Origin of the sequence: Halomonas sp. SH5A2, from assembly GCF_014263395.1 — a bacterium.
Lineage (GTDB): Bacteria > Pseudomonadota > Gammaproteobacteria > Pseudomonadales > Halomonadaceae > Vreelandella.
Genome location: NZ_CP058321.1, coordinates 1852613 through 1875433 on the forward strand (window position 1 = coordinate 1852613; position 22821 = coordinate 1875433).

Here is a 22821-nt window from a genome sequence, read left to right on the forward strand (position 1 = left end):
GTTTTTTAGACTGTATTAATGCGTCTTTATCAGTGCTATTTTTTAGATAGATAGGCGTGCGGTGTGTCTGGCCTGCGTGTCGTGAAATTTGCAGATTGGAGGGTGTTTCAATGTCGCGTCATGCGGTGGTGTTAGGGGCAGGTATGGTAGGTGTAAGCATTGCATGGCATCTCCAGCAGCGGGGTATGCAGGTCACTCTGATGGACCGTCGCCAGCCAGGCCAGGAAACGTCCTTTGGCAATGCCGGTATTATCCAACGTGAAGCGGTAAAGCCGTATCCCTTTCCGCGCGATTTGAAAACCATCCTGAGCGTGTTGCCCAATCGTCGCGTGGATATTCGCTATCGCACTGGCGGTATGCTGGAGGCGGCGTCGCCGTTATTGAGCTACTGGCGTCATTCTTCGCCGCGTCGCTATCGGCAAATCGTGCCGGAATATGCCTCGTTGATTCAGCTGTGTCTTAAAGCCCACGGACCGATGATCGAGGCCGCGGGTGCCGAGGACTTGGTGCGTCGTGAAGGCTGGCTGGAGATATACCGAACGCCTGAGAAGCTTGCTGAGCGCGCCAAAGAGGCCGAAGAAATGCGGGACCTCTACGATGTGCAGTTTCAAGTGTTGGATCGACAAGCATTGCTGGACAAGCAGCCCGACCTTGGCGATGACATTATTGGGGCCATTCACTGGCTTAATTCTTGGACAGTGGCCGACCCGGGCGCATTGGTGGCCGCGTATGCGGCGTCATTTGTCGCCAATGGCGGTCGGGTTGTGCAAAATGATGTTCAGTCGGTCACACAGCGTGAAACCCAATGGTGTGTAACGACCAGCGATGGCGAGGAGGTGGCAAACGATGTCGTGATGGCGCTGGGTCCCTGGTCAGGTGAGTGGCTGAAGGGGCTGGGCTACCGCTTTCCGACCTTCGTCAAGCGGGGCTATCACATGCATTATGCCACTCAAGCGCCGGCACGCCTGCAGCACTGGTTGATGGATGCCGAAGTGGGATACTTGCTGGCGCCTATGAATGCGGGCATTCGGCTGACCACCGGTGCCGAGCTGGACCGCCTTGAGTCACCGGCTGATGAACGCCAGTTAAGCGCGGCGGAAAGCGCTGCACGACGTATTTTTCCGCTGGCTGAGCGTCGAGACGACACTGCCTGGAAGGGCGCGCGCCCGTGTCTTCCGGATATGAAGCCGGTGATTGGTCCTGCGCCTCGGCATAAAGGCCTCTGGTTGGCCTTCGGGCATGGTCATCAAGGGTTTACCTTGGGGCCGGCAACGGGCTATCTGCTGGCTGATATGATGGAAGGTAAAACGCCCACCATCGATATGGCTCCCTTCAGGGCCGAGCGTTTTTAGATGGCGCGATTTTGCGTGTTGTCACACCATTTGCTAGTCTTCTAGTATATTCGTACTACATTGAGGTGATTATATGGATGTAGCAGTCAGCAACGCCGTCAGCACGGCGCTTTACATGAACCAGGCTCAAAGTGCTGAGCAAGCGCAGATGCAGGTATTCAAGGAAGCATTGGATACTCAGGCGCAGCAAGTGACTGACATCATGGCGTCTGCCGATACTGGTGCGCAGCCTGATCTGGCAAAAGAGGGCACCGTGGGAACTCAGGTCAACACCTTTGCCTGAAATTGCATAGCTTTACGACAGCTTTGAGAAAAAACGCCGGTCTCCCGGCGTTTTTTTATGCCTGGCGTTCTTGCAGGCGAGTTGGCTACCTTTAACAAACCCGCCGCCATCACCGCCCGCCTGTGGCCCAATACTCTCTGCGAGGGTACAATTACCAGCAATGCCATATAGCTCGGCCGCTGACACTTGGCATCTATGTGTTCGGTTGAGTCAACGCTAATGATGAGGCCCGATGAAAGATACTCAATTAGCCCAGGAAGCCGGGCTTAGAAGAACCTTTGCTATCATTTCGCACCCCGATGCCGGTAAAACGACCATCACTGAGAAAATGCTGCTGTTCGGCAATGCCATACAGCTCGCCGGTTCGGTGAAAAGCAAGCGCAATGATCGCCATGCCACGTCGGACTGGATGAAAATGGAGCAGGAGCGGGGTATCTCGGTGACAACCTCCGTAATGCAGTTTCCCTACGGGGGGCGTATCGTTAACCTGCTCGATACGCCAGGTCACGAAGATTTCTCTGAAGATACCTACCGTACCCTGACAGCAGTGGACTCTGCCCTGATGGTGATTGATGGCGCTAAAGGCGTCGAGGATCGGACCATCAAGCTGATGGATGTCTGTCGTCTACGTACCACGCCGATTCTGACCTTCATCAATAAAATGGACCGCGATATCCGTGATCCTATCGAGGTGATGGACGAGGTCGAGACGGTGCTCAATATCCAGTGTGCGCCCATGACATGGCCCATCGGTATGGGACGGCATTTCCGCGGGGTGTATCACCTTTACAATGATGTGGTTCATCTCTATACCCAGGGTCAGGGCAGTCGTATCCCCGAGGATAAGCGTATCGAAGGGTTGGATAGTCCCGAGGTGGAAGAAGTGCTGGGTGAAGAGCAGGCCGAAGAACTGCGCATGGAAGTCGAACTGGTGCGCGGTGCTTCCCATCAGTTTGATCTTGACGCTTATCGTCGCGGGGAACTGACACCGGTTTACTTCGGGACGGCGATGGGTAACTTTGGCGTGCGCGAAATGCTGGATGGCTTTGTCGAATATGCGCCAGCTCCCCAAGCCCGGGAAACTGATGTGCGAGATGTTCCGGCCGACGATCCTCGCTTTACTGGCTTCGTGTTTAAAATCCAGGCCAATATGGATCCTAATCACCGCGATCGTATCGCTTTCCTGCGGGTGTGCTCGGGCAAGTACGACAAGAACATGAAGATGCGCCATGTGCGTATCAACAAGGATGTCAAAATTGCCGACGCGCTGACGTTCATGGCCTCGGACCGTTCCCAGGTGGAAGAAGCCTGGCCCGGCGATATTATCGGCCTGCACAACCACGGCACGATCCAGATTGGCGATACGTTTACCGTGGGTGAGAATATGCGCTTCACCGGTATACCGCACTTTGCGCCGGAGCTGTTCAAACGCGTTCGTTTGAAAGACCCGCTTAAAATGAAAGCCTTGCAGAAAGGCCTGCAGCAGCTCTCGGAAGAAGGCGCTACCCAGGTCTTCATGCCGATCGACAACAACGACCTGATTCTGGGCGCAGTGGGGACGCTGCAGTTTGACGTCGTGGCGCACCGCTTGAAGGAAGAATACAAGGTTGACTGCCTCTATGAAGCCGTCAATGTTCAGACGGCGCGCTGGGTGTATTGTGAAGATGCCAAGATGCTGGAAGAATTCAAGCGCAAGGCAAGCACCAACCTGGCTATCGATGGCGGCGGTTACCTGACCTACATCGCACCGACCCGCGTCAACTTGCAAATGACCCAGGAGCGCTGGCCGGATATCCGCTTCCAACCGACGCGCGAGCACTAGCCTGGCAATACGAGGCGACCATGCTGATTGATGCCCACTGCCATCTTGATTTTGCGGTGTTCGACCCTGATCGTGATGCGGTCATGGCAGCCGCAAGAGGCGTGGGGGTCAAGCATTTCATCGTGCCGGGGACGACGTACGCCCGCTGGCAACCCGTGCTGGCGCTGGGGCAGCAACGTCAGGATGTCAGCGTTTGCGCGGGGCTTCATCCTTACTTCATGGATGAACACCGTGACCAGGACCTTGCCCAGCTTGAGTGCTTGCTGAATGAGCGTCCCGAGCTGGTGGCCGTCGGCGAGTGCGGGATCGATGCCCGCTTTGACACTACCCTTGATGCCCAGTGGGCGTATTTTGATGCCCAATTAACCTTGGCCAAGCAGCATGGGTTGCCGGTGGTGGTGCACTGTGTCAAAGCCAATGACACCGTCGCCAAGCGGCTCCGCCAACGCACGCTTGCCAGAGCCGGGTTGATCCATGCCTTTGCCGGGTCTTACGAACAGGCCAGGAAGTTTGTGGATCTCGGTTATATTCTGGGGCTGGGTGGCGCGGCGACTTATCAACGGGCAAAGCGATTGCACCGCGTCATCAAGGCATTACCCGATGACAGTTTTGTGTTGGAAACGGACAGCCCGGATATGCCGCTCAGTGGTTACCAGGGCCAGCGCAATGAACCCCGCCGAGTGAGTGACGTTTGCAATGTCGTGGCGGCATTACGCGGTCAAACACGCGAGCATGTTGCCGCCATCAGCAGCGCCAATGCTGCCCGCCTGTTTCGCTTACCTATTTGCGGTTAATAAGCAGCGGTTAATAAGCAGCGTTTAATTCGCCAGACCCATGGCGAGCTGCTCCGGGTCGAGCCGTTCGATAGGGTAGGGAAGGTCGAGCAGTGTCAAGCGGGCCTCGCCGATATATACGGGCATGGCCTCTTCCATTACCTTGGTATTCATGACGGCCAGAAGCTCAATGCTGCCTGTTTCGCTCAAGGCGCTGATAACGACTTCACCGACGGCTTTGTTGGCTTCATTGACGATCGTGTCTCCGGTTGTTGGCGCATCGGCATTCGAAAGCTCGGCGCGCACCAGGCGTTTTTTGACCTGACCACGAAAATGGGCTCGGGCAACGACTTCCTGGCCGGTGTAACAGCCTTTTTTGAAGCTAATGCCTCCCAAGGCTTCCCAGTTGAGCATCTGCGGCAGGAAATGGTCCTGCTGTGCCTCGGTCAGCCACGCCAGGCCGCTGCGAATGTCAGCTAATTGCCAGGCGGCACGTCCGCTTTCATCGTCAAGCGCCTCAACCAGGGAGTCGTCTTCCAGGCAGAACAGCCAGCGCGGCGTATCGCCCGGGTAACACAGCACGCTGGCGCGCGGGTTTGCGGATTGAGTGCCAGGTGCGTTGGGCAAGGGCAGCTCCAGCTTTTCCGCGATTGAGCGGGCATTTTCACCCACGCCGACCAGCGAGAGCTCGGGAAGTGGGGTCAGCTCCGCTTTATAAAAAGCGGCAAACTTTTTTAAGTGGCCGGTTAGCGTTTCCAGCAGTGAAGCACTGAGTAGTAGACGATAGTGAGCATCACCGACCTTCATCAGTTGAGCATTTGCCAGCATGCGCCCCTTCGGCGTACAGAAACAGGTGAGCGGCGCAAAGCGCCCATCGGCCAGGCTGACTTGAGCGCTGGTTTGCCCTTGCAAGAATTTCTCGGCATCGGGTCCTTGGATATCCAACGCCGCTAAATGGTTAAGGCGAATACCGCTGTTAAGGGCATCGATTGAGGGAACGGTCGCCATGACAACTCCTGTTGAAGGGGTGGCTGAATCGTGATGCGAATCAATATTACCTTATGTGTGGGCGATGGGCCTCGATTGCAAGGTCCCCGCCGCATGCTAGACTCGTTGTCTGTATCAGTTTTGCATAGGACAATATCAAACCGCTCGGAGAGCCAATATCCGTTGGCATTGACCCGTGACGCTACAATGTATTGAAACAAGGTTAGCCGATGGCACAGCAATCATTAACCTTTCACGGTGTTAAATCCGCTGAACAGGTCAATCAGATTACCACAGCACTGATGATGCTCGACGGCGTGGACAGCGCTGAGGTGGGCCGCTATGGCGCTGAAGTGGACGGCCGGGTAAAGCGTGAGGCGCTCATCAAGGCCGTTGAAAAGCTCAACCTGGGTATAAAGGTAACATGATGCACAAGCCGATTACGGTGATCAGTGAACGCAACAGCGTCTTCCGCCAACGCGTTGAGGTTGACGGCCTTGAAGACCTGGCCGCTGATGTGCCGCCTGTTGTGGGGGGAGACGGCAGCGCGCCTGACCCCCACGACTATTTTGATATCGCCTTGGGAACCTGTAAGGCAATTACCGTACAGATGTATGCCAAGCGCAAGCAATGGCCACTGGAAGGCATTACCGTCACTGTTCAGCGCGATGACAGCCAGGAAACGAAAGGCGTATACAAGCTGGCGGTGACGATGACATTTCACGGCATTGATGACCATGAGCAGCGTGCCCGGCTGGAAGATATCAGCCACCGCTGCCCCATCCAGCGGTTGATGACCACATCGACCGTGGAGATTACGACGAGCACCACGTAGCTCGCCTTACCCTGATCAGGAGCGACGATGAGCAAGGATTTCCGGTTGCAGTCGAAATTTGAGCCTGCTGGCGACCAGCCCAACGCCATCAAGGGCCTGGTGGGGGGGCTTGAGTCGGGGCTTGCCCATCAAACGCTACTCGGCGTCACCGGCTCCGGGAAAACCTTCACCATGGCCAATATCGTTGCGCAACAGCAGCGGCCGACGATCGTCATGGCGCCCAACAAGACGCTGGCGGCGCAGTTGTATGGCGAATTCAAAGCGTTTTTCCCCGACAACGCCGTTGAGTACTTCGTTTCCTACTACGATTACTACCAGCCGGAAGCCTATGTGCCCTCGTCGGACACGTTTATTGAAAAAGATGCCTCCATCAACGACCACATCGAGCAAATGCGCCTGTCGGCGACGAAAGCACTCCTTGAGCGCCGGGACGCGTTGATTGTCGTGTCCGTGTCTGCCATCTATGGCCTGGGCGACCCTGACCAGTACCTCAAGATGCGCTTGCATTTTACCCGCGGCGAGTTGATCGACCAGCGTGCCTTCCTGCGTCGCCTGGCGGAACTTCAGTACACGCGTAACGATATGGATTTTCGCCGCGGTACTTACCGGGTGCGGGGCGATGTGATCGATATTTTCCCGGCGGATGCCGAAGAAGAAGCCGTTCGGGTGGAGTTGTTTGACGATGAAATCGACTCGATCCGGCTCTTTGATCCTTTGACGGGCGACGTGCGCGGTCAAGTGCCGCGCATGACCATCTACCCGAAATCCCACTACGTGACGCCCCGGGAGACGATTCTTGGCGCGATTGACGATATCAAGGCAGAACTAAAAGAGCGCCTGGAGTGGCTGCGCAAGCACGAGCGTCTGGTCGAGGCGCAGCGGCTCGAGCAGCGCACGCTTTACGATATCGAGATGATGCTCGAGCTGGGTTACTGCAACGGCATCGAAAATTATTCGCGCTATTTATCCGGCCGCGAACCCGGCGAGCCACCGCCGACATTTTTCGATTACCTGCCTGACGATGCACTGCTGTTTATTGATGAATCCCACGTTAGCGTGCCCCAGGTAGGCGGCATGTACAAAGGTGACCGGTCGCGCAAGGAAACGCTGGTGGAGTACGGTTTCCGCTTGCCGTCTGCGCTCGATAACCGGCCGATGAAGTTTGAAGAATGGGAAGCCATTTCGCCGCAAACGATTTTTGTCTCGGCAACACCGGGCCCCTATGAAGCCGAGCATGCAGGCCAGATTGTTGAGCAAGTCGTGCGGCCGACGGGCTTGCTGGACCCCGAAATAGAAGTGCGGCCTGCAAGCACCCAGGTTGACGATTTGCTGTCCGAGATTGGTCTTCGCACTGAAGTGGGCGAACGCGTGCTGGTGACTACCCTCACCAAACGCATGGCAGAAGACTTGACGGAATACCTGGACGAGCATGGTATTCGCGTTCGCTACCTGCACTCGGATATCGATACCGTCGAGCGGGTGGAAATCATCCGTGATCTGCGGCTGGGTAAATTCGACGTGCTGGTGGGGATTAACCTGCTGCGTGAAGGGCTGGATATCCCTGAAGTTTCATTGGTTGCCATTCTCGATGCCGATAAAGAAGGTTTTCTGCGTAACGAGCGCTCATTGATCCAGACCATTGGCCGCGCCGCGCGTAACGCCCAGGGTAAAGCTATCCTTTACGGCGACCGGGTTACCGATTCCATGCGCAGAGCGATGGATGAAACCGAACGCCGGCGTGACAAGCAGAAGGCCCACAACGAAGCCCATGGGATTACCCCGACCACGATCACCCGCTCGGTCACCGATATCATGGAAGCCGCGCAGGCGCCGGGCAAGAAAAGCAATCGCAAGCGGGGCAGTGATCGCAAAGTGGCCGAAAGCGTTGCCGAGTACGATACCGCGAGCATGGACAAGCACGATTTCCTCGCGGCGATCAGCAAAATTGAAGATGCCATGTTTGAAGCGGCGCAAAACCTCGAGTTTGAGGAAGCGGCTCGTCTACGCGATCAATTGCACAAGATGAAAGAGAAACAGCTGGCGCTAGGGTAGGGCATGCCTGAAGGTCCAGAAATCCGTCGTGCGGCGGATCGTATTGAGCAGCAGATAGGTGGCCGGGTTGTTGACGATGCTTGGTTCGCCTTCCCGGAACTTGCCGAGCAGGCTGCGTCGCTTATTGGGACGCGGGTCTCGCGGGTAGATACCCGGGGCAAGGCAATGCTGATTCGGTTTGCCGATCAGCGCGTGCTTTACTCCCACAATCAGCTTTATGGGGTTTGGAAACTGCATAAAGAAGATAAACCTCCCAATACCCGGCGTTCGCTGCGCGTTCGATTAAGCACAGAAGGGCGCTGTGCCAGTCTGTATAGCGCGTCCGATATTTCACTTTGGCATGAAGATAATCTGTCCGAGCACCCGTTTCTATCCCGGCTAGGGCCTGACCTGCTGAGCGAAGAGGTGACTCCACAGCAGGTGGAGCAGCGCTTGAATTTTAAGCAGTTTCATCGGCGCAGCTTGGGTGCATTGCTACTCGACCAGGTTTTTGTCGCGGGGTTAGGCAATTATCTGCGCTCGGAAATTCTTTTCTTTGCCCAGTGCCACCCCAAGCAACGTCCGGTTGATTTAACCGAGCGACAGCGTCAACAGTTGGCAATTTATATTGTCGAGACGACCCGTCAGGCCTATCAGCAGGCGGGGGTTACCAATACAAAGCCCTGGATTGAGCAGGCCATTGCCGCCGGTGAGCCGCGCCGCCAATGGCGCTTCAGCGTTTTTGAGCGGGCGGGACTCTCCTGCCACCGTTGCGGTAGCGTCATCGAACGAATGATGGTCGGCTTCCGCCGACTCTACTGGTGCACCGGCTGCCAGATGAATATGCCATAATTTATACCGTTATCTTATTTATGCAGATAAAATAAACCTTCTATTCCCTGATTCTAGAACGTTGGTGTTGCTGCCGGGGTAATGCCAATACGGTATAATGTCGACATGCCAAATAGGCCGCTATTCCAATAACCATTCAGGCCGCCACGACGATAACCGAGGAGCAGTTTGTCCATGACCGTGATTCGCCAGGACGACGTGATTCAAAGCGTTGCCGATGCACTGCAGTACATCTCTTACTACCATCCCAAAGACTTTATCGATGCCATGGCGGCCGCTTATGAGCGCGAGGAAAACCCCGCCGCCAAGGATGCCATTGCCCAGATTCTGATTAATTCGCGTATGTGCGCCACCGGCCATCGCCCGATTTGTCAGGATACCGGTATCGTCACCGTGTTCGTTCATGTGGGTATGAATGTGACCTGGGAAGCCGACATGAGCCTGGACGACATGGTCAACGAGGGCGTGCGTCGCGCCTACCAGCTCCCCGACAATATTCTCCGAGCGTCTGTTCTGGCTGACCCTGACGGCAAGCGTCAGAATACCAAAGACAACACCCCGGCAATTATCCACCATAAACTCGTGCCGGGGGATAAAGTCGATATTCATGTGGCGGCCAAAGGCGGCGGTAGCGAAGCAAAATCGAAGTTTGCCATGCTCAACCCCTCTGACAGCGTGGTGGATTGGGTGATGGAGCAATTGCCTAAAATGGGGGCAGGCTGGTGTCCGCCCGGTATGTTGGGTATCGGGATTGGCGGCACGGCTGAAAAAGCCATGGAAATTGCGAAAGAGGCGCTGCTTGACCCGATTGATATCCAGGACCTTCAGGCGCGCGGGGCAAGTAATCGCGCTGAGGAGCTGCGTCTCGAGCTGTTCGACAAGGTGAATAAAAGTGGCATTGGCGCACAGGGGCTGGGTGGTTTGACGACCGTGCTGGATATCAAGGTCAAGGATTACCCAACACACGCAGCGAATAAGCCGGTCGCCATCATTCCCAACTGCGCGGCTACTCGCCATGCCCACTTCACGCTGGATGGCTCGGGCCCCGTGGCGCTGCCTGCACCCAAGTTGGAAGACTGGCCGGAAATTACTCGTGAGGCAGGCGACAACGTCAAACGGGTCAACCTGGATACAGTGACCCCAGAAGACGTCAAAACCTGGCAACCCGGCGATACGCTCTTGTTGAATGGCAAGCTGTTGACCGGGCGCGATGCGGCCCACAAGCGCATGGTGGATATGATTGCAAAGGGCGAGCCGTTGCCTGTCGATATGAAAGGGCGGTTTATCTACTATGTTGGCCCGGTAGATCCGATTGGTGATGAAGTCGTAGGCCCTGCAGGCCCTACCACCGCCACCCGCATGGACAAGTTCACCCGCACCATGCTCGAAGAAACGGGCTTGCTGGGCATGGTGGGCAAGGCTGAGCGCGGGCAGGAAGCAATTGACGCCATTCGCGATAATCAGGCGGTTTATCTGATGGCGGTCGGCGGCTCTGCCTATCTCGTTGCCCAGGCGATCAAGAAATCCCGCGTGGTTGGCTTCGAAGATCTCGGTATGGAAGCTATTTATGAGTTTGAAGTGGAAGATATGCCGGTTACTGTTGCCGTAGATAGCGCAGGGACCTCGGTTCACCAGACCGGGCCCGCCAAGTGGAAGGATATTATCGCCCAGACGGCTTGAATGTCGTAAAGGAGTAGCGTGTCCTAGGCTATAAAGGCCCTGCCAGTGGCGGGGCCTTTATCCATGTTCGACCGGCGCATCACAATGGAATTGACACCCATAATGAGGACACCACTATGACCTCGTGGTTGCTAGGGACCGGCATCTTATTGATCTATGTGCTGGGGATTGTTTCGGCGGTTATGGCGCTGATGTCCAGCCGGACCTCTCAGGGGGCGGTCGCCTGGATTATTTCACTGCTGACGTTTCCTTATGTTGCTGTACCGGCGTATTGGCTATTTGGAAGGCCGCGGTTTTATGGCTACGTCACGGCTCGCGGGGTGCGTGACAATATATTACGCCGCATGCTGGTACGTTATCGCGCCAACATAGATCCTTACGGTGTTTCGGCTAAAAGCGCTGACATTCGAGCCGTTGAGCAGTTAGCCATGATGCCGATGACGCAGGGTAATCAGGCAACCTTGCTGGTTGACGGCGAGGAGACGTTCGAAAGCCTGTTTGCGGGCATCAAGAGTGCGCAGCGTTATATCCTCCTGCAATTTTTTATCGTCCGGGATGATCGGCTTGGGCGTCGGTTGATGGAGCATCTTCACCAGGCTGTTCGACGTGGTATCAGTATCTATTTCCTCTACGACGAGATGGGCAGCCGAAAGCTCAGCGATCGCTATTTAAATGATTTGGTGCAGTCAGGTATTGAAGTCAGTGCGTTTCGCTCCTCTAGGGGCGTTAAGCATCCTTTCCAATTGAATTTTCGTAATCACCGTAAAGTGATGGTGGTCGACGGGCAGGAAGGTTGGCTTGGCGGGTTTAACGTCGGCGTGGAGTATCTGGGTGAAGATCCCAATCGCGGACCTTGGCGGGATACGCATCTCAAACTGGAAGGCCCGAGTGTGCTGGGACTTCAGGAAGCCTTCTGGGAAGATTGGCATTGGGCCACGGGGGAGGTCATCACGCTGGATTGGTATCCCCTGAAGACCTTCGCTAGTAACCACCACGTAGTCGTGGTTCCCTCGGGCCCTGCTGATCGCCAGGACACGGCCAGCCTGCTCATACAGCAGGTGATTCAAAGTGCCGAAGAGCGACTATGGGTCACCAGCCCCTATTTTGTGCCGGACCAAGGCGTTCAGGATGCGCTTCGGCTGGCCGCTATGCGGGGAGTGGATGTGCGAGTCATGATGCCTGAACGCCCCGATCATTTGCTGGTTTTCCTGTCGGCTTTTTCATTCCTGCCCGACATGCTTCGCGCTGGCGTAAAAATATACCGTTATCTTCCTGGTTTTCTTCACCAAAAAGTGATGCTTGTTGACACCAAAGCTGCAACCGTCGGCACGGTGAATATGGACAATCGTTCTTTCCGGTTAAACTTTGAGATTACCGCTTTTATGCCCAGCGCGTCGGTTGCCAATCAGGTTAGCTTGATGCTCGAGAACGATTTCGCAAGATGTCGTCGTATCAGCCTGGATGAAATTGCCCAGCGTCCCTGGTGGAAAAAAGTGGTCTCAAGGGCGGCCTATTTAACGGCGCCCATTCAGTAGCCTGACGGCTTGGCGCTAGATCAATTCAAATAACTAGGGTGACAAGGAGTCGTTGGTGAACCTTGAAACAAAATGGCTGGAAGATTTCGTCGCATTGGCCAATACACGTAGCTTTTCAGCATCGGCCAGGCAACGACACGTGACTCAGCCAGCGTTCAGTCGGCGTATTCGCGCTTTAGAGCAGGCGGTGGGGGTGACGTTGGTTGACCGTTCGACGACGCCGGTGGGCTTGACCTCAGAAGGGCAGCTTTTTCTGGTCACCGCGCGCAACCTTGTTGAACAGCTTACCGAATCATTAGGCCATTTACGGGGACTCTCGATTGCCAATGAGGCGCTGGATATCGTCGCCGCGCATTCATTGGCGCTGAGCTTTTATCCTCCCTGGATATCGCGGCTGCAAAAAGGCCTGGGTGAGCTGCCTACCCGATTGGTCGCCATGAACGTCGGAGAGGCGATTCACGTGCTGCGTGAAGGCAACTGCGACCTCATGCTGGCTTACTATGACCCTTTTGCCACCATGCAGCTGGATGCCGAAGTGTTCCCGTCTTTTTCGATCGGCAACGTCAATATGCTCCCCGTGTCGTTACCCGATGCCCAGGGCAAGCCATTGTTTTCACTTCAGCAAGACGACTCAGTGCCCTATCTGGCTTATACGCAGGGGGCCTTTTTAGGCCGCAGTGTGCGCATGCTGCTGAAAAACGACCCGCTACGCATGAAACTGCGGACTGTCTATGAAACCGCCATGGCGGAGGGGTTGAAAGGTATGGTACTGCAGGGTGTGGGGGTTGCCTGGATACCGGACTTCTGTATACGCGAGGAGCTCAAAAGCGGTCGTTTGGTGCGTGCCGCCGATGCCAATTGGGATATCCCGCTAGAAATCCGGCTATACCGCTGTTCGTTGGTGCATAAACCAGGTGTCGAGCGTTTGTGGCGACAAATGATGAAGCTGCCCCGCGATTTTCTGCAGGGATAAGGGTCGAGTCTTTTGAATTAGTGCGATGGCTCGCTGCTGAAGTCGGCAGGCAGGCCCAGAAAATTTTGAATAATAAAAAAATGATCTTCAAACAGACTGTCGGGCTGGAGGTCGGCAAGGGCGACCCAGCGGGCATGGTCACCGCCCTTGACAGGTTTCAATCGCGGTAGCTGCTGGTCAGGGCGCAAGGCAAAGTAAAACGCTTCGGCCAGCGTTCGGCCACGCCAACTGCGGTGGGGTTCATCAAACAGGCGCTGACCCCTTAATGAACCTTTCAAAACCGGTTCAGGTACCTTCAAGCGAATACGTTCACGCAATTCCCGTAAGCAGGCGTCCAGCAGCCGTTCGTGGGGATTGATAAAACCACCCGGCAACGCGAACAGTCCCTTACCCGGTGCCGCGGTACGGCGTACCAACAGCACATGGCCTGACTGGACCACTACGGCGTTGACCGTGACAAAAATGGGTGGGTAGGGCGCTTGTTGCCAGGCTTGTCGGTACTGATCCAGTAGTTGCTGCTCTTCCAGCAGTTGTTCGTAGTCGCTGCCGCGGCAAAAATGTTGCACGCGATCAACCACGCCAGGCGGTAAGTCGTGGTAGGCCCCTGTGCTGAGATAGTCGTCGGTGGAGCCAGGCGATCGGAATAAACGTTCACGGATCTGGCTTGCCGAAATGCCTTCGACCAACGGGACACTCACCGACTCCCACTGCGGAAATAGCGATAGGTAGTAGCTGGATTGCCCCCGGCTAGCCCCAATAAGGCCGATCCGTGGCAGCCTGGCATTTGCCGGCGCGGCTAAATCCCGTACTTTACGCTGAACATCGCGAACCCAGACGTCGTTGTTGTAAAGCGCATCCAGTAGCGGTGTGATTTCCAGTCGCTGGTTATCTTCCTCGTCAAAGCCTGAACGCAACATCATCTGCCGTTCTTCAAAACGCCATGGGTTACGCAAAGAGCGTGCCTGCCAGGATGAGCCGACCAATACGATAACCTGACGGGCTTGTTTCAGTGCCTCACAAATGACCGCCAAATGGCCCAGATGAGGGGGCTGAAAACGGCCAATAAAGACGAGGCAGTCAAACTCATACGCCTGGCTCGGATGTGAGGCATCAGTTGGCATGCGAGGCTATCCTTTGTCTATAAATCATGGTCAAGCATTATGGTGGGCTTGGCGAGGCGGCGCAATCTAGCTCTGCAGCCAACGGTGCGATTGGGTATGCTAGTTAAATTAGGCCATGGATTGTTGGCCCTGTATCAATTGATAAGGGAGTTTTCATGCTCAAACGCAGCGCTTATTTTTGGGGCAACGTGATCAGGGATTCAGCGTCATTATGGTTGAAACGCAACGCCTTCAGCTATGCAGGCTCCCTGGCGTTTTACACCCTTTTTTCACTGGCGCCCACCATTATTATTGCGGTCACCGTCATTGGCCTTGTGCTAGGTGAGGAAGCGGCTCAAGGACAGATCGTCGCGCAACTGCAAGGCACTATCGGCAGTGATGCCGCGTCGGTAGTTGAGGAAGCCGTCGCTCAATCACGCATTCAGGAGGCGGGCATCATGCCGACGCTCCTGGGTGTAGGCGCGCTTATCGTGGGTGCCACGACGGTATTTGCGCAAATGCAGTTCTCGCTCAATACGATCTGGGGCGTCACCGCCAAGCCGACCGCAAACGGGGCGCTGGTGTTTATTAAAAATCGCATACTCTCATTAACGGTTGTGCTGTCGATCGGGTTTATATTGCTGGTCTCGTTAGCGTTGGGTGTGGCCATTCGTAGTGCGCTCGGTGCTGCAGATCAACTGCTGCCTTACGTGGGCCTGCTGAGCCAAGTGGCCGAATCACTGGTTTCGCTATTGGTCGTTGCGCTGCTTTTCGCGACGATTTTTAAGGTCTTGCCCGATGTGGTGTTGAGTTGGCAGGATGTTCTGATTGGCGCTGTGGTAACTGCCGTGTTATTTACCATCGGCCGGAGTGTCATCGCAGTCTATCTTGCCTATACGGCAACGGCTTCCACTTACGGTGCGGCGGGTTCTGTGGTGATGGTGTTGCTGTGGGTTTATTATTCATCCCTCATTTTGCTGTTTGGCGCCGCCTTTACACGCTCGCTTCTGTTGCGCAGAGGTCGGCCGTTGGTGCCACGCAATAGCGCTGTTGTTATCAAATATCAGGAAAATGACGACGGCTAGAACAGGAGGCGACAATGGCAGATTGTTGTGTACGTGCGTGGGTGACGGGAAAAGTGCAAGGCGTTTTGTTTCGGCGCTCTACCCAACATCAGGCGCTGCAGCACCGTTTAACCGGCTATGCGAAAAACTTGCCTGACGGCCGTGTTGAAGTGTTGCTTTGTGGGAGTCCTGAGGACGTGAAAACCGTCAGCGAGTGGTTATGGAAAGGCCCTGACGGGGCGCAGGTGACCCACGTCGAATTTAACGTCTTGGATCAGTGCCACGCCCCGGACCATTTTGCGACTTATTAGCGGCTTGCTTCCCACTGCCGGATGTTTTCAACGGTCAAGCTGACAATGTTTTGCCGGGCTTCTGGCGTAACCCAGGCGTTATGGGGTGTGACAACCAGGTTGAGTGCTTCATCCAGCGCATCTAGCAGGGGATGTCCTTCGCGTGGCGGCTCATTGGGAAGCACGTCGACGGCAAGCCCGCCAATTTGCCCATCCCTGAGTGCCGATAGGGCAGCATGTTCGTCGATAATGCCTCCACGCGCGCAGTTAACCAGCAATAACGAAGGCTTGACCTTGGCCAGGCGTGCTGCATTGATCAGGTGGCGTGTGGCGTCATTCAGCGGACAGTGAAGGCTGATGACATCGGCTTCTGGCAGCAGGTCGTCGAGCGACGGGCGGTTGTCGTTCGCTTCATTACCCGGGCGGGCGGCAAAGGTTACCCGCATTCCCAGTGCTTTAGCCAGGCGCGCCACTTCCGAGCCAAGTTCGCCCTGGCCGACCATCACCAGGTGCTTGCCCGACAGCTGCATCGTTGGATAATGCTGCAGGCAGAAGAAATCGCTGTTTTGCCAGGCGCCCGCGGCGACATCCCGTTGATAAAGCGGCAGTCTGTTTGCCAATGTCAGCATTAGCATCAAGGTGTGCTGTGACACACTGGCGGTGCCATAAGCGGCAACGTTTTTAACCGCTATACCTTGGGCGCTGGCAGTCTCCAGGTCGATATTGTTGAGCCCGGTGGCCAGCACACAGATCAACTTGAGCGAGGGCAGTTGCTTGAGGGTCTCCGCATCCAAGACAACTTTATTGACAATGGCGATATCGGTATTGGCCAGGCGCTCACGCGCCTGTTGAGACGTGCTTTGACCAAACACCTCAAGGCGCGATACCGCCTGGTGGATGGCGGTTAGATCAATTTGCGGGCCAAGGCTCTCGGCATCCAGTATCACTGCATTAGGCATTTTCTGACCTCCACTGTCTGCCGGTGGCGTCTAGCCTTGCTCGGCAGGGGGCACAAAAGGGTATAATAAGCTGGCGTGAATAATCATCGCCTTGGAATTTATCCCGACGGGCCGCATATTGCAGCTTGGCAGCATTCATGTTGCTGTTTTGTCGGAGTTGAGCTTTTCTGGAGTCATCAACATGCCCATCTATGAATATGAGTGCAAGGCCTGCGGCCATCGCATGGATAAATTGCAAAAAATCAGCGCCGATCCGTTAACGGATTGTCCTGTCTGCGAAAGCGCCAGCTTGTCGCGGCTGGTATCAGCTGCCGGTTTCCGTCTGGCGGGCGGCGGCTGGTATGAAACTGATTTTAAAACCGGCAGTAAAAAGAATTTAGCTGCTGATGCAAAAAGCGCAACGCCCGAGACCGGCAGCCAGAATGGCGCCAGTCCTGCGCCCAAGAAAAAAGACACGGCGGCCTAGCCGACGTTGTCGGGCCGAATCAAGGTCCACAATTACCTTTTGCCACGAAACACAACAGGATGAAACATGCGCAGTCATTATTGCGGCCAGCTAAACGAAACATTGGTAGACCAGACGGTCACCGTATGCGGTTGGGTGCATCGCCGCCGTGACCATGGTGGGGTTATCTTTCTCGATATGCGCGATCGCGATGGCGTCGCTCAGTTCGTCGTGGACCCAGACACCGCCGAGGCGTTTGCCAATGCCGACCGTGCTCGCAATGAGTTCGTTCTGCGCATTACCGGGCGGGTTCGCCTGCGCCCGGAAGGCACGCAAAATCCGAACATGCCCACCGGGATGATTGAAGTACTGGCAAAAGACGTCGAAGTGCTAAACACCGCTGTGACGCCGCCTTTCCAGCTCGACGAGCACGGCAAGGTCGGTGAAGAGGTACGCCTCAAGCACCGCTATATCGATTTGCGCCGCCCCGATATGATCGACAAGCTGCGGCTGCGTTCGCGTATTTCACACACCGTCCGCGCGTTCCTCGAAAATCAGGGTTTTCTGGATATCGAAACCCCGGTTTTGACCCGTGCGACCCCTGAAGGGGCACGCGATTACCTGGTGCCGAGCCGTACCCATGCGGGTAATTTCTTTGCGTTGCCGCAGTCGCCCCAGCTCTTCAAGCAGCTGTTGATGGTGGCGGGGTTTGACCGCTACTACCAGATTGCCAAGTGTTTCCGCGACGAAGATCTGCGTGCCGACCGTCAGCCCGAGTTCACGCAAATCGACATCGAGGCCTCGTTCGTTGAAGAAAACGACATCATGGACATTACCGAGTCCATGATTCGTCAACTCTTCCAGGAAGTGCTCGATGTCAATCTGGCCGCGTTTCCGCGCATGACCTGGCAGGAAGCCATGGACCGCTTTGGTTCAGACAAGCCCGACTTGCGCATCCCCCTTGAGTTGACCAATGTCGATGACCTGATGCAACAGGTTGACTTTAAGGTGTTCTCTGGACCAGCAAATGCGGCAGACGGCCGCGTTGCCGCGTTGAAAGTTCCCGGCGGTGCATCGCTTTCGCGCAAGGAAATCGACGAATATACCAAATTTGTCGGTATCTACGGCGCCAAGGGTCTGGCGTGGATCAAGGTCAACGAGCGCGCTAAAGGGCTCGACGGGCTGCAGTCGCCGATCGTCAAGTTCATGGAAAACGTGGTTGAGGAACTGCTCGACCGCGTCGACGCCAAAGACGGCGACATTATTTTCTTTGGTGCTGACAAGACGCGTATCGTCAACGAAGCGATTGGCGCATTGCGCGTCAAGCTGGGGGCTGACCTTGATCTGTACACCCAGGCCTGGGCACCGCTCTGGGTTGTCGACTTCCCGATGTTCGAAGAGGACGATAACGGCAGGCTCAGCCCGCTGCATCATCCCTTTACTGCCCCGTCGTGCTCACCTGAAGCACTCAAGGATGACCCGGCAAATGCACTGTCGCGCGCTTACGACATGGTGCTGAATGGCACCGAGCTTGGCGGCGGCTCAATCCGTATTCACGATCAAACCATGCAGCATACGGTGTTTGATATCCTGGGGATCGGACAGGAAGAAGCCCAGGAGAAGTTTGGCTTCCTACTTGATGCTCTCCAGTACGGTGCGCCGCCCCACGGTGGTTTGGCCTTCGGTCTGGACCGCCTGGTGATGCTGATGGCCGGTGCCAAGACCATCCGCGAAGTGATTGCGTTCCCGAAAACCCAAAGCGCCGCCTGTTTGATGACCGACGCCCCGGGTGAAGTCAGCGCAGAGCAGCTAAAAGACCTTAATATCCGCTTGCGTCAGAAAGCTAAAGCGGACACCACGGCCGAATAAGCGCTCTTTATATACCTCCTTGCACCGGCGCCCAGGCGTCGGTGTTTTTGTTTGGACGACCTGAGTGCTGTTATATGCAGACACCTGCCTTATCCAATCCGCTGCGTATCCTGGGCATTGACCCTGGTTCGCGTATTACCGGCTATGGTGTCATCGAGCTTGCTGGGCTTGTTCCCCGTTATGTCGCTAGCGGCTGCATTCGTACCGCTGAAGGTTCGTTAGAGCAGCGTCTGGCTCAAATCTACGCCGGGCTAGGGGAAGTGGTCGGTTTGCACCGCCCAGATGCCGTGGCCATAGAGCGCGTTTTCATGGCCAAAAATCCCGATTCAGCGCTCAAGCTCGGTCAGGCAAGAGGGGTGGCGCTGGTCTGTATGGCCAACCATGGTCTGGCGGTTGACGAGTATGCCGCGCGGCAGATCAAGCAGGCGGTCACCGGTCAGGGCGGCGCCGATAAGGCACAGGTGCAACACATGGTTACGGCTATTCTGCATCTGGCCGCTTCACCACAGGCGGATGCCGCCGATGCACTGGCCATCGCACTGACCCATGCCTACGCCAGCCAAGGGCCCAAGGCGCTAACCACGCAGGGGGGAGGGCGCCGCCGTTCCACCGGGCGCTGGCGACTCTGATAATCAGCCCTGACCACTGGTCACTTGTACAGAGTGGCTTTATAGTGGCGACTGGTTTGGCTTAGCGCGAGCGTAAATATGATTGGACGGCTTCAAGGCCAGTTGATTGAGAAACAGCCGCCGTGGATAGTGGTGGATGTGCACGGTGTGGGTTACGAGCTGGAAACGTCGATGACAACGCTGGTAGCGCTGCCGCCGGTGGGTGAAAGCATCTTTTTATATACCCATCTCACGATCCGGGACGACGCCCATCTGCTGTATGGATTTGGTCGCGAGCATGAACGCGCCCTGTTTCGTGCCCTGATCAAAGTTAACGGTGTAGGGCCCAAGCTGGCCCTGGCCATTTTATCGGGTATGGATGAAGACGCCTTCATGCGTTGCGTGCGCGATGATGATAGCAAGGCGCTGACCAAGCTTCCGGGCGTGGGTAAAAAAACCGCTGAGCGATTGATTATCGAAATGCGTGACCGCTTCTCTGAGTGGGAAAATGGCCGCGATACAACGCTTCCCCTGGAAGCCGCCAATGGACAGGCTACTCATCACCGCAACAGCTTGGCGGACGCCGAGGCGGCGCTCGTGAGTCTTGGCTACAAACTAACCGAAGCCACGAAAATGCTGGCCGATCTTGATGGCTCTCAGTCAACCGAAGCCCTGATCAAGGCGGCACTCACCCAGCGCATGAAAGGCTGATCGCTATAACCACGGACGTAAATGAGCGCTTATGCTAGAGCACGATCGACTGATTGCCGCTGAGCCAGAGCAAGGTGAAGTGCGTATCGACCATGCGATTCGCCCTAAACGGCTCCAGGACTATATTGGCCAACCCCGCGTTCGCGAGCAGTTGGAAATTTTTATTGGCGCCGCCCGACTGCGTGAAGAAAGCCTCGACCACACGCTGGTGTTTGGCCCGCCAGGCTTGGGTAAAACCACCCTGGCCAACATTATTGCCACTGAAATGGGCGTGGGGCTCAAATCGACGTCGGGCCCGGTGCTCGAGCGTGCCGGTGACCTGGCTGCAATGCTGACCAATCTGGAGCCTGGGGACGTTCTGTTTATCGATGAAATCCACCGTTTATCGCCCGTAGTCGAAGAGGTGCTGTATCCAGCGATGGAGGATTTTCAGCTCGATATAATGATTGGTGAGGGGCCCGCGGCACGCTCGATCAAGCTGGATTTACCGCGCTTTACGTTGGTGGGCGCCACCACTCGAGCGGGGCTGCTCACCTCGCCGTTGCGCGATCGTTTTGGCATCGTTCAACGGCTGGAATTTTATAACCTCACCGAGCTGACCGAGATAGTGACCCGTTCAGCCAAGCTGCTTGGCGTTGAAACCCACCATGAAGGGGCCGTTGAAATTGCCCGTCGCTCAAGGGGCACCCCACGAATTGCCAACCGGTTGCTCCGCCGAGTACGCGACTATGCCGAAATGAAGGGCGATGGCACCGTCAATGCAACCCTGGCAGACGCCGCACTTAACATGCTGAATGTGGACCACCATGGACTGGATCATATGGATCGCAGGTTGTTACTGGCAATGATCGATAAATTCGACGGTGGGCCGGTCGGTGTCGATTCGCTGTCAGCGGCAATCGGTGAGGAGCGCGATACTATCGAAGACGTCATCGAGCCGTATTTGATCCAGCAGGGGCTGATGATGCGGACACCCCGCGGTCGCGTCGTCACACGGCAGGCTTGGTTGCATTTTGAGCGTGTTCCCCATGAAGCGTCCATTGAAGCCCAGGGGGAGCAGCGCCCATGAGCCAGTCGCTGCGTTTCCCAGTCCGCGTTTACATGGAAGATACAGACGCGGGGGGGATTGTCTACTACGTTAACTACCTGAAGTTTATGGAGCGTGCCCGCAGTGAATGGCTGAGATCCTTGGGGGTCGACCAGCAAACGTTGCTGGACGCAGGCACTCAGCTAGTGGTATATCGCTTGTCCTGTCATTACACCAAGCCTGCAAGGTTAGACGATGCGCTTGACGTAAGTGCCGATGTCGTGAGCATCGGCCGCTGTCGAATGACATTTGAGCAGCAAGTATGGCGGGGAACTGAACGTCTTTGCGCCGCCACGGTCGAGATAGCGTGCTTGAATGCGCAGGATCTTCGCCCAATGGCATGGCCGTCTGCGCTCAAATCGCTGATGTAACCTACGATGCGGGCACCTAACACCACATTTACTGATGATTGATGAGGGCACTTGTGAACGATAATGCCATGTCTATTCCGCACCTGATTATGAATGCCAGCATCGTGGTTCAGCTGGTCATGTTGCTATTAACAGTAGGGTCCATTCTCTCTTGGATAGTGATTTTTCAACGCGGCATTGCCCTGCGCCGTGCGCAAAAAGAATATAACCAGTTTGAAGAAACATTCTGGTCAGGCGTTGATTTGAATGAGCTTTACCGTGACATCCCGGCCGACGATCCCCGCCACGGGGCTGAACACATTTTTCAGGCAGGGTTTCGTGAATTCAATCGCCTGATGCCCAAAACCCGCAATGCGGCAACGGTTCTGGAAGGCGTTCAGCGCAGCATGCGAGTGGCGTGGTCACGTGAAGAAGACCGTCTGACACAGCACCTTGTTTTTCTCGCGACGGTGGCTTCTGCAAGCCCCTATATAGGTCTATTTGGCACCGTATGGGGCATCATGGGGTCTTTTCAGTCGCTATCCATGACCCAGCAAGCCACGTTGGCAACGGTTGCTCCCTGGATTGCAGAGGCGTTGATCGCCACGGCGATGGGCCTTTTCGCTGCGATACCTGCCGTGATTTTCTACAACCGGCTTTCTAACAACGCCGGTCGTCTGCTGGGCAAGTACGAAGATTTCGCCGAAGAATTCCACGCTATCTTGCACCGCAATCTGCAAGGACGCGATAGCGCGTCAAGCTAAGGGAGTTACCCCATGCAAGGACCGTTTAAACGTGGCGGACAGCGTAAGCCCATGGGCGAAATCAACGTTGTCCCCTTTATAGATGTCATGCTGGTATTGTTGGTCATTTTTATGATTACCGCCCCTATGTTGAATCAGGGAGTGGACGTTGAGCTGCCTCAGGTCAGTTCCGAGCCAATTGAAAGCCAGGAAGACAACGATCCGATCATTATTTCCATCGACCGTGAAGGACAGTACTACCTTAGCCTCGGAGAAGATTCGACCCAGGTCTCTGCTGATGATATCACTCGCCGGGTTAGCGCTATTCTAGAGCAGCAGCCTGATACGCCGGTGATGGTTCGTGGCGACCAGAATGTGGCTTATGGTGAAGTGGTCGTGTTGATGAGTAACCTGCAGCGCTCGGGCGTGGCCAATGTGGGACTCATTTCTGAGCCACCACAGAATGAGTAAG

24 protein-coding genes are annotated in these 22821 nt (G+C 55.7%); 21 read left to right on the top strand and 3 right to left on the bottom strand.

The window, feature by feature from the left end; all coding sequences use genetic code 11:
* The first annotated feature begins 110 nt into the window (after positions 1–110).
* From HXW73_RS08575 to HXW73_RS08590, 4 genes are all read left to right on the top strand, one after another.
* Entirely contained in the window at positions 111–1352 is a 1242-nt protein-coding gene (locus HXW73_RS08575; protein ID WP_186255789.1) for an NAD(P)/FAD-dependent oxidoreductase, read from the top strand.
* Positions 1353–1425: 73 nt separating this feature from the next.
* Positions 1426–1635 (top strand): putative motility protein, encoded by a 210-nt coding sequence (locus HXW73_RS08580; protein ID WP_066320510.1) that lies wholly within the window; start codon positions 1426–1428, stop codon positions 1633–1635.
* A gap of 232 nt (positions 1636–1867) precedes the next feature.
* Positions 1868–3457, top strand: coding sequence for a peptide chain release factor 3 (locus HXW73_RS08585; RefSeq protein ID WP_186255790.1), 1590 nt, complete (start codon positions 1868–1870; stop codon positions 3455–3457).
* Positions 3458–3477: 20 nt separating this feature from the next.
* The gene (locus HXW73_RS08590) at positions 3478–4251 is read left to right on the top strand and encodes a TatD family hydrolase (protein WP_186255791.1); all 774 of its coding nucleotides are present in this window, start codon (positions 3478–3480) and stop codon (positions 4249–4251) included.
* Between the two features lie 24 nt (positions 4252–4275).
* Here HXW73_RS08590 and ygfZ read toward each other — a convergent pair whose 3' ends face one another.
* Complete coding sequence (ygfZ, locus tag HXW73_RS08595) at positions 4276–5238, bottom strand: CAF17-like 4Fe-4S cluster assembly/insertion protein YgfZ (protein ID WP_186255792.1); 963 nt, start codon at positions 5236–5238, stop codon at positions 4276–4278.
* Positions 5239–5447: 209 nt separating this feature from the next.
* Between ygfZ and HXW73_RS08600 the strand changes: the two genes are divergently transcribed.
* From HXW73_RS08600 to HXW73_RS08630, 7 genes are all read left to right on the top strand, one after another.
* Entirely contained in the window at positions 5448–5645 is a 198-nt protein-coding gene (locus HXW73_RS08600) for a hypothetical protein (RefSeq protein WP_066320516.1), read from the top strand.
* Complete coding sequence (locus HXW73_RS08605; protein ID WP_186255793.1) at positions 5645–6052, top strand: OsmC family protein; 408 nt, start codon at positions 5645–5647, stop codon at positions 6050–6052. Before HXW73_RS08600 ends, HXW73_RS08605 begins: the two co-directional genes overlap by 1 nt.
* Positions 6053–6079: 27 nt before the next feature.
* Entirely contained in the window at positions 6080–8104 is a 2025-nt protein-coding gene (gene uvrB, locus HXW73_RS08610; protein WP_186255794.1) for an excinuclease ABC subunit UvrB, read from the top strand.
* A gap of 3 nt (positions 8105–8107) precedes the next feature.
* Complete coding sequence (gene nei, locus HXW73_RS08615) at positions 8108–8935, top strand: endonuclease VIII (protein ID WP_186255795.1); 828 nt, start codon at positions 8108–8110, stop codon at positions 8933–8935.
* Positions 8936–9109: 174 nt separating this feature from the next.
* Positions 9110–10615, top strand: a complete 1506-nt coding sequence (locus HXW73_RS08620; protein ID WP_186255796.1) for a fumarate hydratase — start codon at positions 9110–9112, stop codon at positions 10613–10615.
* 116 nt (positions 10616–10731) lie between these two features.
* Positions 10732–12150, top strand: coding sequence for a cardiolipin synthase (cls, locus tag HXW73_RS08625; protein ID WP_186255797.1), 1419 nt, complete (start codon positions 10732–10734; stop codon positions 12148–12150).
* A gap of 55 nt (positions 12151–12205) precedes the next feature.
* Positions 12206–13123, top strand: coding sequence for a LysR substrate-binding domain-containing protein (locus tag HXW73_RS08630; RefSeq protein ID WP_186255798.1), 918 nt, complete (start codon positions 12206–12208; stop codon positions 13121–13123).
* 17 nt (positions 13124–13140) lie between these two features.
* Here the strand turns inward: HXW73_RS08630 and HXW73_RS08635 are convergent, their stop codons facing one another.
* A complete protein-coding gene (locus tag HXW73_RS08635) occupies positions 13141–14244 on the bottom strand; it encodes a bifunctional nicotinamide-nucleotide adenylyltransferase/Nudix hydroxylase (protein WP_186255799.1) in 1104 nt (367 codons plus the stop codon).
* Positions 14245–14399: 155 nt separating this feature from the next.
* Here HXW73_RS08635 and HXW73_RS08640 point away from each other — a divergent pair, with 155 nt between their 5' ends.
* Together HXW73_RS08640 and yccX are read left to right on the top strand one after the other, a co-directional pair.
* Complete coding sequence (locus HXW73_RS08640) at positions 14400–15308, top strand: YihY/virulence factor BrkB family protein (RefSeq protein WP_186255800.1); 909 nt, start codon at positions 14400–14402, stop codon at positions 15306–15308.
* 14 nt (positions 15309–15322) lie between these two features.
* Positions 15323–15598, top strand: coding sequence for an acylphosphatase (gene yccX / locus HXW73_RS08645; RefSeq protein WP_186255801.1), 276 nt, complete (start codon positions 15323–15325; stop codon positions 15596–15598).
* On the opposite strand, the gene HXW73_RS08650 is transcribed toward yccX, so the two are convergent.
* The gene (locus tag HXW73_RS08650) at positions 15595–16536 is read right to left on the bottom strand and encodes a D-2-hydroxyacid dehydrogenase (protein ID WP_186255802.1); all 942 of its coding nucleotides are present in this window, start codon (positions 16534–16536) and stop codon (positions 15595–15597) included. The two genes, yccX and HXW73_RS08650, sit on opposite strands and share 4 nt — an antisense overlap.
* 181 nt (positions 16537–16717) lie before the next feature.
* On the opposite strand from HXW73_RS08650, the gene HXW73_RS08655 reads away from it, so the two are divergent.
* From HXW73_RS08655 to tolR, 8 genes are all read left to right on the top strand, one after another.
* The gene (locus tag HXW73_RS08655) at positions 16718–17002 is read left to right on the top strand and encodes an FmdB family zinc ribbon protein (RefSeq protein WP_186255803.1); all 285 of its coding nucleotides are present in this window, start codon (positions 16718–16720) and stop codon (positions 17000–17002) included.
* Between the two features lie 66 nt (positions 17003–17068).
* Positions 17069–18850 (top strand): aspartate--tRNA ligase, encoded by a 1782-nt coding sequence (aspS, locus tag HXW73_RS08660; RefSeq protein ID WP_186255804.1) that lies wholly within the window; start codon positions 17069–17071, stop codon positions 18848–18850.
* Positions 18851–18924: 74 nt separating this feature from the next.
* Entirely contained in the window at positions 18925–19479 is a 555-nt protein-coding gene (gene ruvC, locus HXW73_RS08665) for a crossover junction endodeoxyribonuclease RuvC (RefSeq protein ID WP_186255805.1), read from the top strand.
* A 78-nt stretch (positions 19480–19557) separates the two neighbouring features.
* Positions 19558–20169, top strand: coding sequence for a Holliday junction branch migration protein RuvA (gene ruvA, locus HXW73_RS08670; protein WP_186255806.1), 612 nt, complete (start codon positions 19558–19560; stop codon positions 20167–20169).
* Between the two features lie 31 nt (positions 20170–20200).
* Positions 20201–21238 carry a Holliday junction branch migration DNA helicase RuvB gene (gene ruvB, locus HXW73_RS08675; protein ID WP_186255807.1) on the top strand — a complete coding sequence of 346 codons (1038 nt, stop codon included), beginning with the start codon at positions 20201–20203 and terminating at the stop codon, positions 21236–21238.
* Positions 21235–21627: a tol-pal system-associated acyl-CoA thioesterase gene (gene ybgC / locus HXW73_RS08680; protein ID WP_186255808.1), complete on the top strand. Its 393-nt coding sequence runs from the start codon at positions 21235–21237 to the stop codon at positions 21625–21627. Before ruvB ends, ybgC begins: the two co-directional genes overlap by 4 nt.
* 68 nt (positions 21628–21695) lie before the next feature.
* Entirely contained in the window at positions 21696–22370 is a 675-nt protein-coding gene (gene tolQ, locus HXW73_RS08685; RefSeq protein ID WP_240538751.1) for a protein TolQ, read from the top strand.
* A 12-nt stretch (positions 22371–22382) separates the two neighbouring features.
* On the top strand, positions 22383–22820 hold the full coding sequence (gene tolR, locus HXW73_RS08690) for a protein TolR (RefSeq protein ID WP_186255810.1): 438 nt from the start codon (positions 22383–22385) through the stop codon (positions 22818–22820).
* Position 22821 lies beyond the last annotated feature (1 nt).